This is a genomic window from Metabacillus halosaccharovorans, assembly GCF_002019635.1.
GTDB lineage: Bacteria > Bacillota > Bacilli > Bacillales > Bacillaceae > Metabacillus > Metabacillus halosaccharovorans.
Window position 1 is genome coordinate 2,615,874 of sequence record NZ_KV917371.1, and the last position, 14,837, is coordinate 2,630,710.

At 36.4% G+C, this 14,837-nt stretch carries 14 protein-coding genes; 13 read left to right on the top strand and 1 reads right to left on the bottom strand.

Translation table 11 applies throughout. The annotated features are described in order from the left end of the window. The first annotated feature begins 137 nt into the window (after nucleotides 1-137). From BK577_RS12665 to BK577_RS12695, 7 genes are all read left to right on the top strand, one after another. Nucleotides 138-1,220: a D-alanine--D-alanine ligase gene (locus BK577_RS12665; protein WP_078433146.1), complete on the top strand. Its 1,083-nt coding sequence runs from the start codon at nucleotides 138-140 to the stop codon at nucleotides 1,218-1,220. A 92-nt stretch (nucleotides 1,221-1,312) separates the two neighbouring features. Further along, complete coding sequence (locus tag BK577_RS12670; RefSeq protein ID WP_078433147.1) at nucleotides 1,313-2,677, top strand: UDP-N-acetylmuramoyl-tripeptide--D-alanyl-D-alanine ligase; 1,365 nt, start codon at nucleotides 1,313-1,315, stop codon at nucleotides 2,675-2,677. Nucleotides 2,678-2,743: 66 nt separating this feature from the next. Continuing rightward, nucleotides 2,744-3,451, top strand: a complete 708-nt coding sequence (locus tag BK577_RS12675) for an alpha/beta hydrolase (RefSeq protein ID WP_078433148.1) — start codon at nucleotides 2,744-2,746, stop codon at nucleotides 3,449-3,451. Between the two features lie 500 nt (nucleotides 3,452-3,951). Further along, complete coding sequence (gene cshA / locus BK577_RS12680) at nucleotides 3,952-5,433, top strand: degradosome RNA helicase CshA (RefSeq protein WP_078433149.1); 1,482 nt, start codon at nucleotides 3,952-3,954, stop codon at nucleotides 5,431-5,433. A 114-nt stretch (nucleotides 5,434-5,547) separates the two neighbouring features. Continuing rightward, nucleotides 5,548-6,513 (top strand): UV DNA damage repair endonuclease UvsE, encoded by a 966-nt coding sequence (gene uvsE / locus BK577_RS12685; protein WP_078433150.1) that lies wholly within the window; start codon nucleotides 5,548-5,550, stop codon nucleotides 6,511-6,513. 124 nt (nucleotides 6,514-6,637) lie between these two features. Then, a complete protein-coding gene (locus BK577_RS12690) occupies nucleotides 6,638-7,117 on the top strand; it encodes a PH domain-containing protein (protein WP_078433151.1) in 480 nt (159 codons plus the stop codon). After that, a complete protein-coding gene (locus tag BK577_RS12695; protein ID WP_078433152.1) occupies nucleotides 7,107-8,555 on the top strand; it encodes a PH domain-containing protein in 1,449 nt (482 codons plus the stop codon). The genes BK577_RS12690 and BK577_RS12695 overlap by 11 nt, the downstream gene beginning before the upstream one ends. Before the next feature lie 33 nt (nucleotides 8,556-8,588). Here the strand turns inward: BK577_RS12695 and BK577_RS12700 are convergent, their stop codons facing one another. After that, entirely contained in the window at nucleotides 8,589-9,311 is a 723-nt protein-coding gene (locus BK577_RS12700) for a rhomboid family intramembrane serine protease (RefSeq protein ID WP_078433153.1), read from the bottom strand. A 305-nt stretch (nucleotides 9,312-9,616) separates the two neighbouring features. Between BK577_RS12700 and acpS the strand changes: the two genes are divergently transcribed. The 6 genes from acpS (at nucleotide 9,617) to BK577_RS12730 (ending at nucleotide 14,835) form a co-directional block, all read left to right on the top strand. After that, nucleotides 9,617-9,982 (top strand): holo-ACP synthase, encoded by a 366-nt coding sequence (acpS, locus tag BK577_RS12705; protein ID WP_078433154.1) that lies wholly within the window; start codon nucleotides 9,617-9,619, stop codon nucleotides 9,980-9,982. A gap of 203 nt (nucleotides 9,983-10,185) precedes the next feature. Next, nucleotides 10,186-11,205, top strand: a complete 1,020-nt coding sequence (locus BK577_RS12710) for a LolA family protein (protein ID WP_078433155.1) — start codon at nucleotides 10,186-10,188, stop codon at nucleotides 11,203-11,205. A 168-nt stretch (nucleotides 11,206-11,373) separates the two neighbouring features. After that, nucleotides 11,374-12,543, top strand: coding sequence for an alanine racemase (gene alr / locus BK577_RS12715; protein ID WP_078433156.1), 1,170 nt, complete (start codon nucleotides 11,374-11,376; stop codon nucleotides 12,541-12,543). A gap of 410 nt (nucleotides 12,544-12,953) precedes the next feature. Continuing rightward, on the top strand, nucleotides 12,954-13,235 hold the full coding sequence (locus tag BK577_RS12720) for a CopG family ribbon-helix-helix protein (RefSeq protein ID WP_026562079.1): 282 nt from the start codon (nucleotides 12,954-12,956) through the stop codon (nucleotides 13,233-13,235). Between the two features lie 4 nt (nucleotides 13,236-13,239). Next, nucleotides 13,240-13,590 carry a type II toxin-antitoxin system endoribonuclease NdoA gene (gene ndoA / locus BK577_RS12725; protein WP_026562078.1) on the top strand — a complete coding sequence of 117 codons (351 nt, stop codon included), beginning with the start codon at nucleotides 13,240-13,242 and terminating at the stop codon, nucleotides 13,588-13,590. Between the two features lie 414 nt (nucleotides 13,591-14,004). Continuing rightward, a complete protein-coding gene (locus BK577_RS12730; protein WP_078433157.1) occupies nucleotides 14,005-14,835 on the top strand; it encodes an STAS domain-containing protein in 831 nt (276 codons plus the stop codon). Nucleotides 14,836-14,837: the final 2 nt, after the last annotated feature.

The window sequence follows — 14,837 nt, forward strand, 5'->3', positions numbered from 1 at the left end:
GATAGTTATAAACGGATTATATATTGGCAATGACAAATTTCCTGAAAACTTATTACATAAAAAAGGAATCATTAATAACAATTTTGCCTTTAAGTGATAAAATAAGAATGATGAAAGAACTGAGGAGGATAATCCAGATGAAAATGAAGTTAGGTCTTATCTATGGTGGGAAGTCTGCAGAGCATAATGTTTCACTGCAAACGGCCTTAGCTGTTATAAATGCGTTGGATATGAGTAAATTCGATATACATCCTATATATATTAAAGAAGATGGAGAATGGGTAAGAGGTAAGGCATTAAATGCGCCAGTCAAAGAAGTAAGTTCATTAAGACTTCAGGGAAATGGGGATGTTATTTCACCTGTTTCTCTTAATTCTGATTTATTTCCTGCAACTGTAGCAGAACAAGATAAAATTGATGTCATTTTCCCGCTTTTGCATGGACCAAATGGTGAAGATGGTACAGTTCAAGGGCTTCTTGAGTTATTAAATATTCCATACGTAGGGAACGGTGTATTAGCTTCTGCGGCAGGAATGGATAAGGTTGTCATGAAGAACCTCTTTGCTCAGGCAGGCTTAGCACAGGCAGACTATGTATCTTTTATAAAAAGTGATTATGATCAGTCACCGGAAACTGCTTGTGAAGAGATTGAAAAAAGACTTGGATATCCATGCTTTGTAAAGCCTGCTAATCTTGGCTCAAGTGTCGGGATTAATAAATGTCAGGACCGTCCTTCACTAGAGGCGGCAATTAAAGAAGCATTTGAATATGATCGCAAGGTTATTATTGAAGAAGCAATTACAGGTAGAGAAATAGAAATTGCTGTAATCGGAAACGATCAACCTCAATGTTCTGTTGTAGGTGAAATTGCTCCGAAAAAAGAGTTCTATGATTATAAAGCGAAGTATGAAGATGGCGATACAGATTTAATCATCCCGGGAAATGTTACAGCTACAGAGTATGAAATGATTAAAGAAATGGCGATCGCATCCTTTAAAGCAATAGATGGTTCAGGTCTGGTTCGTGCAGACTTTTTCCTAACAGAGGATGGCAGAGCATTAATAAATGAAGTGAACACAATGCCAGGGTTTACTCCATATAGTATGTTCCCGCTAATGTGGAAACACACGGGATTAGAATATGCACAACTTATTGAAAAGTTAGTAGATCTTGCATTAGAACGTTATGAGCAAAAACAACAAATTAAACATTCTTTCTAAAGTTAAAAAAGCGTTTATATAAGACGAATGAGGGGAACTGAATAAAGCACCAGTCAGTTCCTTTTTCCATTTAATAAAATAGGAGTGGGGATATGATTAAAAGGTCGTTGCTTGATATTGAAAAGATGGTCGATGGATATGGTTTGGAGGAAGAATATAAAAACCTTTACATCTCAGGTGTTACAACAGATTCCCGTCAGGTTGGAAAAGACAGCTTGTTTATTCCTCTTGTGGGGGATATTTATAATGGTCATGAGTTCGGAGAAAAAGCATTAAAAGATGGAGCTGCAGCAGTGCTTTGGCAAAAGTCGGAGAAGAATCCCCCAAAAGATGCCCCGGTGATTTTTGTTGAGGATACACTTACAGCGTTGCAGGCGCTGGCGAAATCGTACATTAGCCAACTGCAAGTAAAAGTTGTTGGAATTACAGGCAGTAATGGAAAAACAACAACAAAGGATATGGTGGCATCTCTATTAGAAACCACATATAACGTACATAAAACAAAGGGTAATTTCAATAATCATATTGGATTACCATTAACTGTATTAAGCATGAGTGAAGAAACTGAAGTGGCTGTACTGGAAATGGGCATGAGCGGCAAAGGTGAAATAGAGCTTTTATCAAAAATTGCTCATCCTGATGTAGCGGTTATTACAAATATTGGTGAATCACATTTAATGGATCTGGGCTCAAGAGAAGGAATTGCAGAAGCAAAACTGGAAATTACAAAAGGATTAAAAAGAGATGGCTTGTTCATTTATCATGGAGATGAACCTTTGCTACAGGAAAGAGTTTCAGACTTATCGTTAAAAACAGCTACATTTGGTGAAAAGTCAACAAATGATTATTACCCGGCAGAGATCACCCAGAAGCTAACTGGTACATCATTTAAAGTGGGAAATGAGGAATACTTTATTCCGGTCCTAGGAAAACATAATGTATGGAATGCATTAGCTGCATATGCTGTTGCTGAACATTTAGGTGTAAAAAAAGAGAATATTAAGGAAGGCTTTTTATCGATTAAGGTTACGGGTATGCGCTTGGAATTAATTGAGGCAAAAAGCGGCGCGTCTATCATTAATGATGCGTATAATGCCAGTCCCACTTCAATGAAGGCAGCAATTGACTTAATAGAAAACCTAAATGGATTTGGGCAAAAGTTTGTTGTTCTTGGCGATATGCTCGAACTGGGTGAGGAAGAAAAAGAATATCATCGTGAGGTAGGGCGAGTAATCAAGCAAAATAACATCTCACATATCTTTACTTTTGGACGTTTAGGTGCAGAAATAGCTGCAGGGGCAAAAGAAAATTTTGCTCAAGAATTTGTTCATCATTTTGAAGAGAAAAGTCCATTGATTACATTGTTAAAGTCACTAGTTCGAAAGAATGATGTTGTGCTTGTGAAAGCATCAAGAGGGATGAAACTTGAAGAGGTAGTGAACGCTCTTATTACATGATATTTTCCTATTGGGAACTAATGAATATGGATTTTCTGATACCGTTCAAAGGAGGCTTTTAATTCTATGAAAGGCTGTCTATTTATTCATGGTTTTACTGGCGCCCCTTATGAGGTTGAGCCGTTAGCGAGCTATATTAAAGAAAAAACAGGCTGGGTTGTTAAGGTGCCAACCCTGCCTGGACATGGTGTAACTCTTTCCTTAAAGGGGCATACATATATGGAATGGATTACATATGCTGAACAAGAGCTTTTAACCTTAATGGATGAGGTGGATGAGGTATATGTAATTGGTTTTTCAATGGGGGGGATCATTGCCTCTTATTTAGCAGCTAATTATAATATCCAAAAGTTGGTTTTGCTTAGTGCCGCAGCATATTATGTAAATCCAAAACAAATCTTCCTTGATTCAAAAGAAATGATAAAAGATTTAATGAATGGGAATATTAAAGATAATGAGCTGTTTAACCGTTATAAAATGAAAATCATGCATACACCAATTAAAGCTACTTTTGAATTTCAAAAACTTGTGAAGAAAGTAAAGCCTTATTTTCAGTATCTCAACATACCGGTTTTGATTATTCAGGGTGAGTGTGACGGAATTGTACCGGTGAAAAGTGCTTATTATTTATATAACAGCATTCCTTCAAAACAAAAAAAGCTACACTTATTACCGTGTTCAAAGCATCACGTTTGTCACGGAGATGATTATGAAGACCTAAAAAACTATGTAGAAGAATTTCTATATAAAGAAGATAAAGTACTAACACAATGATCTTTTAGGTCTTTTGTAAGGTGTATATCAAACAGATTTTGTTTTACTGGTTTTGACATTAAGTTGAAAAACATTGATGGTAGTGGTATGATTACATTTAAAGTGTTTGCGGGCTTTAAATAAGGTAAACTGCTGCCCTTCGTTACTAAAGGGCATTTTTTTGTCGCAAATAATCAGAACGGTTTAACATGTATAAGGAAAACTTTGTTCATAAGATATAACATGTTTTCTAACACACCTGACTGTTTTTTCATGATGACACAACAGTTAATAATCTTTTTTTATACTATTAATAAGCAGATAACTTATGGAAATAGTATAAGAAGAACGAAGGCTTTCGCCATTATAACTTGTCGATAGGCCAAGTTTTTCTAATGTTTCTGGTAGTGACCAGAGATTAGGATTGAATATAAACATCGTTTCATTATGAAGACGATTTTGGATTACCTATAAGGTCTGTAAATATTTACAGCAAACGATATAGAAGGAGTATGAATACATTGACAATAACGTTTCAAGATTTAGGTTTAAGTTCGTCATTGATGGAATCTATTAGCAAAATGGGGTTTGAAGAACCTTCACCAATTCAAGCCCAAACCATTCCATTAGCCTTGCAGAAGAAGGATGTTATCGGGCAAGCGCAAACGGGAACTGGAAAAACAGCCGCATTTGGTATCCCTCTTATTGAGAAAATTGATGTGAAAAGTAACAATATACAAGCTGTTGTTGTTGCTCCTACACGTGAATTAGCGATTCAAGTTTCAGAAGAACTATATAAAATTGGTTATCATAAACGCTCTCGAGTTCTTTCAATTTATGGTGGTCAGGATATTAACAGACAAATTCGTTCTCTTAAGAAAAATCCTCACATCATTGTTGGAACGCCTGGTCGTTTACTTGACCATATTAATCGTAAAACCATTCGCTTAAACAACGTTCATACGATGGTATTAGATGAAGCAGATGAAATGCTAAACATGGGATTCATTGAAGATATTGAATCAATCCTTTCAAATGTACCGGATGAGCGTCAAACATTACTTTTCTCAGCTACAATGCCTGACCCGATTCGTCGTATTGCAGAAAAGTTTATGACAGAGCCTGAGCTTGTAAAAGTAAAAGCGAAGGAAATGACAGTTCCGAATATTACTCAATATTATTTAGAGGCACAGGAAAGAAAGAAATTTGATATCTTAACAAGACTACTTGATATCCAATCACCTGAGCTTGCAATTGTGTTTGGTCGTACAAAACGACGTGTTGATGAATTATCTGAAGCGTTAACTTTAAGAGGTTACACAGCAGAAGGAATTCACGGTGACTTAACACAAGCTAAACGTATGTCAACATTACGTAAGTTCAAAGAAGGTACGATAGAAGTTCTAGTTGCAACAGACGTTGCTGCGCGTGGATTAGATATCTCTGGTGTAACACATGTTTACAACTTTGATGTACCACAAGATCCGGAAAGTTATGTTCACCGTATTGGACGTACTGGTCGTGCAGGTAAAACAGGTATGGCGATGACGTTTGTGACACCAAGAGAATTGGATATTGTGAAAAATATCGAGCGCACAACAAAACGTAAAATGGAACGTATGAAGCCGCCGACTCTTGATGAAGCAATTGAAAGTCAACAACAGATGACAGTTGAAAAAATGCGCTCAATTATTGAAAACGATAATTTATCTTTCTACAAGCGTACTGCTGAAGAGCTTTTAGAAGAGTTTGATGCACAAGTAGTTGTAGCTGCTGCCATCAAATACATGACAAAAGAGCCTAACTCTGTTGAAGTAAAATTAACGGAAGAAGCACCACTATACTCAAAATCCAAAAACAAAGGTCGTTCTTCTAGCAACAACAGAAGAAAAGGTGATTTCAACCGCAGAGATGGACAAAAAAACCGTTCATCATACGGAAGCCGTGACCGTAATAAAAGTGGCCAAGGTAACAAACAACGCCGCTATTCTAACTCAAAATAATAAGTTTAGGAAGACTGAATCGTGATTAAGATTCGGTCTTCTTTTTTTTGGGCTTTATATGAAACTAATAGTTGGGGAAGCTAAGGAAAAATGGATTAAAGAGGTGTAATGTCCATGACCATTATCCAATTAGGCTATGTAGCGATGAGTATGAATTTACAAAATTGCTCTCCCTCTCAGACGATGACATATGCTCAATTTCAAAAAATTCAAGACAGAGAAGCAGCTATTAAGAAACTTGAAAAAATTGCAAGGTCAAATCTCACAAATTGTCTGCGATTATTAAAGCATAATGTTGCTCATGATATTCACTTTTTTCGGTTTAGCTCAAAACTAATTCCTCTGGCTAATCATGAGGAGCTGAGTGACTGGAAGTACATGAAAAACCTAATCGAACCCCTAAAAGAAATAGCAGAGTTTATTGGTCAACACCCTATGCGAGTTGGGTTTCATCCAGATCATTTTGTTGTCTTGAATTCAACGAAACCGGAAATTATGAAAATGTCTGTCAAGACATTACATATGCATGAAATGCTTTTAAAGGGCATAGGGGTGAACCCTGAACATCGGTGTGTTATTCATATTGGTGGAGCTTATGACGATAAAATAAAGGCGTTAGAACAGTTTATTCATAATTGGGGGCTAATTCCTGCTTCCATACAAAGAATGCTTCTTTTTGAAAATGATGATACAACGTTTCATTTACAAGATGCCCTTTATTTATGTGAAAAGCTTGGAGTGCCTCAAGTGTTTGACTATCATCACCATTTAGCCTTCCATGAAGAACCGGAATGGGAGCAGCAGTGGGAGAGAATTATTGGTACTTGGCATGCATCATCACTACCAGTTAAAATGCATATTTCAAGTCCAAAAAATGAAAAAGATTTTAGAGCTCATGCGGATTATATAGATCCAAACGTGTTTTTGAACTTCTTACATGTTGTAAAGGGAAGTGTTCAGCAAATTGACTGTATGATCGAAGCGAAACAAAAAGATAATGCTTTATTTCAATTGGTAACAGAGTTACAATCGGAAAAAAGCATTGAATGGATAGATCAGTCATCTTTTAAAATACATTAAATCCCCTCTGAAGAATACAAGCTTACTGTGCTATAATAAAATGGGATAATTTTCTTTTTTTATTATCAAAAAGCATGAGAAAAATAGTTAAAATATAAGTTTTGAAGGTGAAGGGGAGAGTAGGTTGAGGAAACAACCGCAAAATCAGATTAGTCTAAGGGCACTAACTGTGTGGAGATTTAGTGCTCTGATAAGTGCTGGACTGTCATTATTAATCTTGATTGGTCTGGGGATTGGTGCCTATTTTCTTGAGCTGTCGTACTGGTATACTGTTGGTGCTGCAGGGATATGGGTGATTTACTCAATCATTAGTATTTTTATAGTCCCAAAGGTCAGACATCGAGTATGGAGATATGAAGTTCATGAGCATGAAATTGATTTGCAATTTGGCCTCTTTGTTATTAAGAGGGTGTTAATACCAATGGTAAGGGTTCAGCATGTAGATACCCACCAAGGGCCGCTTCTTAGAAAGTATAAATTAGCGTCAATTGAAATCTCAACAGCTGCTACAAAGCATGAAATACCTGCACTTGATCTTGCAGAGGCAGATCAGCTAAGAGATCATATCTCAAGGTTAGCAAGGGTGACAGATGATGATGTTTGAGCCGAAGAGAATTCATCCTGTAGGAATGATTTTAAGCTTTGTCAACATGATAAAATCATACATTATACCTGCAATTATCTTCTTTTTCGTTAGTAGTAATGAATCCTTCAATTTATATATCATTATTGGGGGAAGTCTTCTGATTTTATTTGTTGTGGTGACCAGTATTTTAGAATGGTGGAAATTCACCTATATTATTGAAGATGGACAATTAAGGATTGAACATGGAATATTCGTTAAGAAAAAAAGATATATTCCCATTGAGAGAATTCAAACCATTAATATAAGCGCAGGAGTTATTCAGCAAATTTTTCGCTTGGTGAAGTTGCAAATTGAAACGGCTGGAAGCGGAATGGAAGCTGAAGTGAGTTTAACGGCGATTAAAAAACTAGAAGCGGATCGAATTCAGGAGGAAATATCCAAGTATAAGCAGCTATCGAAGTTATCAATTGGTGAGGATGAACAAGAAGAAGTCCTACTTCATCAGCCAACCTATAAAATGACTACAAAAGATTTATTAGTTGCAGCTAGTACTTCCAGTGGAATCGGCGTCATAATCTCAGCAGTAGCTGCCTTCGTTTCTCAATTTGATGAATTTATTCCGTATGATCAAATTATCAATCGTTTCGACTTTCTGACAAATGCCAGCATTACCCTCTATGCAATTTTAATTTTTATTGCTTTTTTTATCGCATGGATACTTAGTATTATTGGTGTAGTCTTAAAGTATGCTTATTTTACTGTCATTAAAGGTGAGGAAGAATTAAAGATCTCCAGAGGGATTTTTGAGAAACGACAAATTAACATTCCAACAAAGCGTATTCAAGCGATCCAAATTGTTCAAAATCCTCTAAGACAGCTCTTAGGATACACCACAATTTATATTGAAAGTGCAGGAGGAAATTCAGGTGATGAAGGTCTTTCTACCATTTTATTTCCTGTTGTACAAAAGAAAAACGTTGAACAGCTTTTAGTAGAGTTTCTACCGGATTTTAAACAACAAAGCGACTTGCATCGATTACCAAAGAGATCAATGATCCGCTATTGTTTCCGAAAGACAATACCTGCTATTATCGTCATGATACCGGTAGCATATTTTCTTCAACCTTGGGGCTATGTATCCATCATTCTTTTACCTGTTGCTGCTTGGTGGGGATATGCTTCCTATAAGGATGCAGGATGGAATTATCACAGAGATCAATTAAACATTGTATTCCGTATCATATCCAAAACACATGTGCTTGTTAATCGTAATCGACTACAGTCTGTTAAGAGCAAAACAACGTATTTTCAAAAAAGGGTCTCTTTGGAAACCTTTGAGTGCACAATAAAGTCAGGACTGTTGGGCCGCAATTTTACAGTTAAAGATCTTGATCAACAGGATGTGGAAAAGATCATTAACTGGTATTCTTATGAAGAAAGTAAAAAAGCTAATTAAAGAAACAGACACAGCGATTGGCTGTGTCTGTTTCTACGAAAGCCTAAAGATTAAGCCTAATAAAATAAGGATAATAAACAAAACCCAAATGATATGCTTAGGGCTGAAGTTAAGGCTGAATTTAGTTCGTCTATAGTTTGGGCTGTAAAAGGATTGGTGTGAAAATTGAGCTCTTTTCCTGATAACAAAGGGAGCAAATATAAATCCTCCAATCATTCCGAATATATGTGCAACAACATTAATATTTGAATTGAAAAATGTCATAACAAGACCGATGACTAAGATGCTTATGATAATTTGAGAATTTGCTTGATCAATGAGCCCTTTTCTAAAAACAACAATAAATAGATATACACCTAAAATGCCGAAAATAGCACCAGAGGCCCCTATATGAGAATATTGAAGCGGTTCAATTATATACGTTGCTATATTGGCAACAATTCCAGAGACGATATAGATCAAAATAAATTTTGCTTTTCCCAGCATTCTCTCTAAAGCTGGTGCAAATAAGATAAGAGATATGGAATTAAAAAACAGATGACCAAATCCAATATGCAGAAAGATAGGTGTAATAAGTCTCCAATACTCTCCGTTTGCTATCCCGGCATTATATCCATCTAATAAACCTAATAAGATCTTGAGTTGAGGTATAGGTATCTGAAGTAGTAACCAAAATAAGATGTGAATACAAACAAGAACCGATACAACAGGGTATAATTGAAGAAACGTACGAAAGTTTTCAGATCTAGTAAACATCGTGTCCTCCTTGCAGTTATTTATTTTTAAGCAGGCAGGCGAATAGCTTTTTTTAAAAAGGTAAGAAAGTATAAATTTTTGTACTGAGTGATGGTGTCCAGCTCCAGCACCTAGCCCCTCTAGGGTCTAGCCACAAATGAATTGAAGACAAAGAACGTTTTCTATTCATTTGCGTCTTATTTGCCCGAGGCTGATCAAGGCGCTTGCGCTCTTCTTATTTTTAATATTAGTTTTATACTAACACGAATATGTACAAGATATGGCAATTAGTACTATTAATAGGTTTGGAAGGTGTTGTTATACATATGATAACAGGAATTGGCTTGGATATAATTGAACTTGATCGCATAAGGAGAATTGTTGAGCGCCAACCGGGCTTTATAAAGCGGATACTAACGATAAACGAAATTGAGAAGTTCGCAACTCTTTCGAAAGAAAGAAAGGTTGAATTTTTAGCAGGGCGATTTGCTGTCAAAGAGGCTTATTCAAAAGCATTGGGAACAGGAATAGGTGAGGGAATAGGATTTCAAGATATTGAGGTTAATAATGATGAAAAAGGAAAACCGTACATCAATATATTAAAAGAAACACCGGAAAACCCAAGTATTTTTGTTTCAATTACACATACGCGCCAATATGCAGCTGCTCAAGTTATTTTACAAGAGAGGTAAGGGAAAGTAGTCCTTACTTCTTTTTTCTTTTTCCTAGCTAGTCTGCATATTCGATAGTGTTGTCTCATATATTGGGTAATGCGATAGGGAAGACAAGTTGTTTTCTTAGATATCATCTGTAAATAAACATGAGAGTTTTGGGATGAGGTCTAGTGAAACATTCTTCCTGTATAACGTTATATGAGGCAAAGGGGTTGAAAAAGTTGAAAAAAAGCTTGGTGTTATTTTTAGTAGGGCTTTTAACAGTACTAGTTCTAGCGGGATGTGGGGAGAAATCACAGGCTGATGTCGTCCAAGCATTGGAAAAGAAGATTGAAGAAATGTCTGGTTACAAAGCAAAAGGGAAAATGACACTTCAAACAGGAAGTGAACCACAGGAGTATGAAATTGAAATTTGGCATAAAGGACCGACATACTACCGAGTAAATCTGAAAAATTCTCAAAAAGATCAAAGTCAGATGATTTTGCGTAATGATGAAGGTGTATTCGTGTTAACTCCAGCACTTAATAAGAGTTTCCGGTTCCAAAGTGATTGGCCTCAAAACAGCAGTCAAGCATATCTCTTTGAATCATTAGTTAGTGATATTTTAAAGGACACAGAAGCGAAATTTAGTGCTGCTGAGGACAAATATGTATTTGAAACAAAAACAAATTATCAAAATAATAAAATGCTTCCAGCACAGGAAATTACGTTCAATAAAAAAGATTTAGCTCCAACTATGGTGAAAGTTATGGATACTGACAGAAACCCATTAGTTGTTGTTGAATTTTCAAGCTTTGAATTTAATGCATCATTTGATGACAACTCATTTGATGTAGAAAAAAATATGTCGAGTGCTCAAATTGAAGTTCCGACAATGGCAACAGGTGACCGTGAGCCATTTGCTGTAAAGTATCCTTTAGAGCAACCAAACGGTGTTAAGCTTCTGGAGGAAACGGAAGTTGAAACTGATAATGGTAAACGAGTGATCTTAAGCTTTGGGGGAGAAAAATCATTCACGTTAATTCAAGAGACTGCAGAGATTGCGACACCGGCATCAGCTTCAGCATCAACATATGTTGATGGTTACCCTGCTGATTTAGGCTTTACAATCGGGGCGATGTCAGAGAATTCTTTAACATGGTCACATGATGGAGTAGATTATATGCTAGCCTCAGAAGATTTAACGGAAGAAGAAATGTTAATGGTTGCCCAATCTGTCCAAGGTCAAACAGCTAAATAAAAAATCGGGTGGTCATCCACCCGATTTTTCTCTTCAATCTATATCCCTCACATTTTACCACATGGACATTTTTACCCAATTTCCTCAAATTTTTCTCATCATTATTTGACATTACTGTCGCTTAATCGGGATAATCATTCTTAGAAGATAAGATGAGGAAGTGGAGTTATGCAAGTGGGTTTTTATCGTGATACATGGGTGGAAGTAAATCTGGATGCAATTGAACATAATGTTAGAAAGATGAAAAAACATATAGGTGAAAAAGTAAAATTAATTGCCGTTGTCAAAGCAAACGGTTATGGACATGGGGCAAAGCAAGTAGCTGAATCAGCACTTCATGCTGGTGCATCCATGCTGGCTGTTGCGTTTATAGATGAAGCAATATCGTTAAGGCAACAAGGGATTAAAGCTCCGATATTGGTGTTAGGGGCAATTCGTGCTGCTGATATTGAAATTGCCGGTAAGTTTAATCTTATTCTTACGTGCTTTTCAATTGAATGGCTTAAAGAAGCTAGTGAGAATTGTGAGTCTCAGGGAATCCATCTTCATATTAAGGTTGATACGGGTATGGGACGCTTGGGGGTAAGGGAAGAGCATGAGTTGAAGGAAATTGTTGAGTTCGTTGATTCTTCACCATACTTTCAAATTACAGGGATCTTCACGCATTTTGCAACAGCTGATGAAGATGAACCATCATATTTTTTAACTCAATACGAAAGATTTCAGCAATTTCTATCAGTTATTGATCATGAACAATTACTTGTTCATTGTGCAAATAGTGCAACAGGACTAAAATTTCCTTCAAAATTATATAATGCAGTGAGGCTAGGGATTTCGATGTATGGATTATCCCCTTCAGTAGAAATGAAAAATAAACTTCCCTTTACATTGGAAGAAGCTTTTAGTCTGCAAACGAAATTAGTTCATGTGAAAAAGGTACCAAAAGGAACAAAGATCAGCTATGGTGCAACTTATGAAACGCAGCAAGATGAATGGATTGGAACGTTGCCAATTGGATATGCTGATGGATGGATAAGAAAATTAAAAGACTCAGAAGTATTAATTGATGGTAAACGCTTGTCACTAGTAGGAAGAATTTGTATGGATCAGTGTATGGTAAGGTTACCTTACGAATTGCCTGTAGATACTAAAGTAACGCTGATTGGTGAGCAAAAGGGACAAAAAATTTCAATAGATGAGGTTGCGAAGCGACTTGATACAATTAACTATGAGATTCCTTGTATGATCTCAACACGTGTTCCTCGTACGTATCTGAAAGACAAACAAATTTCAGAACAAAGCAATCCTCTTTTAACTAATATGCCCAAGGAATCCTAACTTTTGAAATGTCACCAAGATAATGAATAAATTAAATATACATGACGATAATAGAGAAGGGTAAACATTTAAGGGTAGTCATGATCTTTTCCTTTGTATAAATATCAAGGATGCAGACCTAAGCACTTGCGCTTTTCCTTTTGTCTAGCTACAGCGTCTAGCTCTGAAGGCACAGGACGTGCAAGTGCAGTTATACCGACAGGAAGCGCGTTTATAGCCGCCTCAAGTCATAAGTCAATTTGAAATTGAAGGCGAACGCCTTCTATTTCAAATTGACTTATGCTTGCCGGAGCTGACCAAGGTGCTTCCGCTTTTCTTTATTAAAATGCTTTGCATCTCGTAAAGTAAATGTTATTATTAAATGTGGAATGAATATAATAGGATGGTAAGTTTGGTGGAGGTGTATGTTTGTGTCTGAATCCAGCGCAACAACAGAAATTTTAATTCAGTTACCTCAAGCATTAGTATCGGAATTGGATGGACTGGTGAAACAGGAGAACGGAAACAGAAACGAGCTTATTTATCAAGCGACAAAAATGTATATTAGAGAGCGTAAAAAACGTCAGATTCGTGAATCTATGCGACGTGGATACATGGAAATGGCAAAGATTAATTTAAACATTGCATCTGAAGCATTTTTGGCAGAATCTGAGGCTGACCATACCGTAGAACGCTTAGTAAGCGGGGGTTAATCATTTGATTGTTAAACGTGGCGACGTTTATTTTGCCGATCTTTCCCCTGTTGTAGGTTCTGAGCAAGGCGGAGTACGTCCAGTATTAATTATTCAAAATGATATTGGAAACCGCTTTAGTCCTACAGTCATTATAGCGGCAATTACGGCGCAAATTCAAAAAGCAAAATTGCCAACTCATGTTGAGATTGATGCGAAGCGTTACGGGTTTGAAAGGGATTCGGTTATCCTTCTTGAACAGATTCGAACGATTGATAAACAAAGACTGACTGACAAAATTACCCATCTTGATGATGAAATGATGGATAAAGTTGATGAAGCTTTACAAATAAGCTTAGGACTTATCGATTTTTAATGTATGTTAATAGATAATAGAGCTGTGAAACGAAAACAAAAGGGTGCCGATTAAAGCATCCTTTTTTGTTTTATTAGAAAAGTTCTATGTATATAGATGGACAATATGTATGCACTTGCGTTTTATTTGCCCGAGGCTGATCGAGGCGCTTGCGCTTTTGTTCAAAGTAAGAAAGTATAAAATTTTGTACTTAGTGTAGGTGTCCAGCTCCAGCGCCTAGCCCCTCGAGGTCATAAGCCACAAATGAATTGAAGACAAAGAACGTCTTCTATTCATTTGCGTCTTATGCTTGTCGGGGCTGATCAAGGCGCTTGCGCTTTTGTTCTTAGCGTATATCTTTTTTTTAACTTCTAATAACTGTATAATTGACAATGATGACATGACCGTTAATTTTTAAGGAGGAGTATCAGAAACATGAATCAAGCTTCTAATCCATTTTTGGCGTTTATTCAAGGTAATAGAGAAGAACTTATAGAAAAATGGGAACTAAAGATGAAAAAGGAAGATGATCAAAAGCTATCATCTGTTATCTCAGATCATACTTATACTAATATTTGCAATGAATATATTAATATATTAATACATTCTTTCATGTATCCAGATGACGAGCCTTCAAGCAAGATTGGCGATTTTTCACAAAAGATTGTTCAGCTAGGGTGGTCATTACGTTTTCTTACAACCAGCTTATCTGACATGAATAAAATATTATTTGAAATGATGACACTTAATAGTACTGAAGAAGAAAAAATGAGCTTAGTTTGGGCGTTTGATCATTGGATAGCTCCGGTTAATAGTGAAGTTCTGCACCAATATGCCTCTTCATGGGAGAGAACGGTGTCTCTTCAAAAGATAGCCTTACAAGAACTGTCGGCACCTCTAATCCCAGTGTTTGATAACATTACAGTAATGCCCTTAGTAGGGACAATTGATACAGAAAGAGCAAAGCGTATAATGGAAAACCTTCTACAAGGGGTTGTTAAACATCGAGCTGAAGTAGTATTAATTGATATTACTGGTGTACCTGTTGTTGATACAATGGTAGCGCATCATATAATTCAAGCTTCTGAAGCTGTAAGATTAGTTGGAGCAAAGTGTTTATTAGTTGGTATCAGACCTGAGATAGCCCAAACAATTGTGAATTTGGGAATAGACCTAAGTCAAGTAATCACAAAGAACAGTTTGCAAAAGGGAATAGAATCTGCATTAGAAATGACAAATCGTCAAATTGTATCCTTGGGGGAATAGCA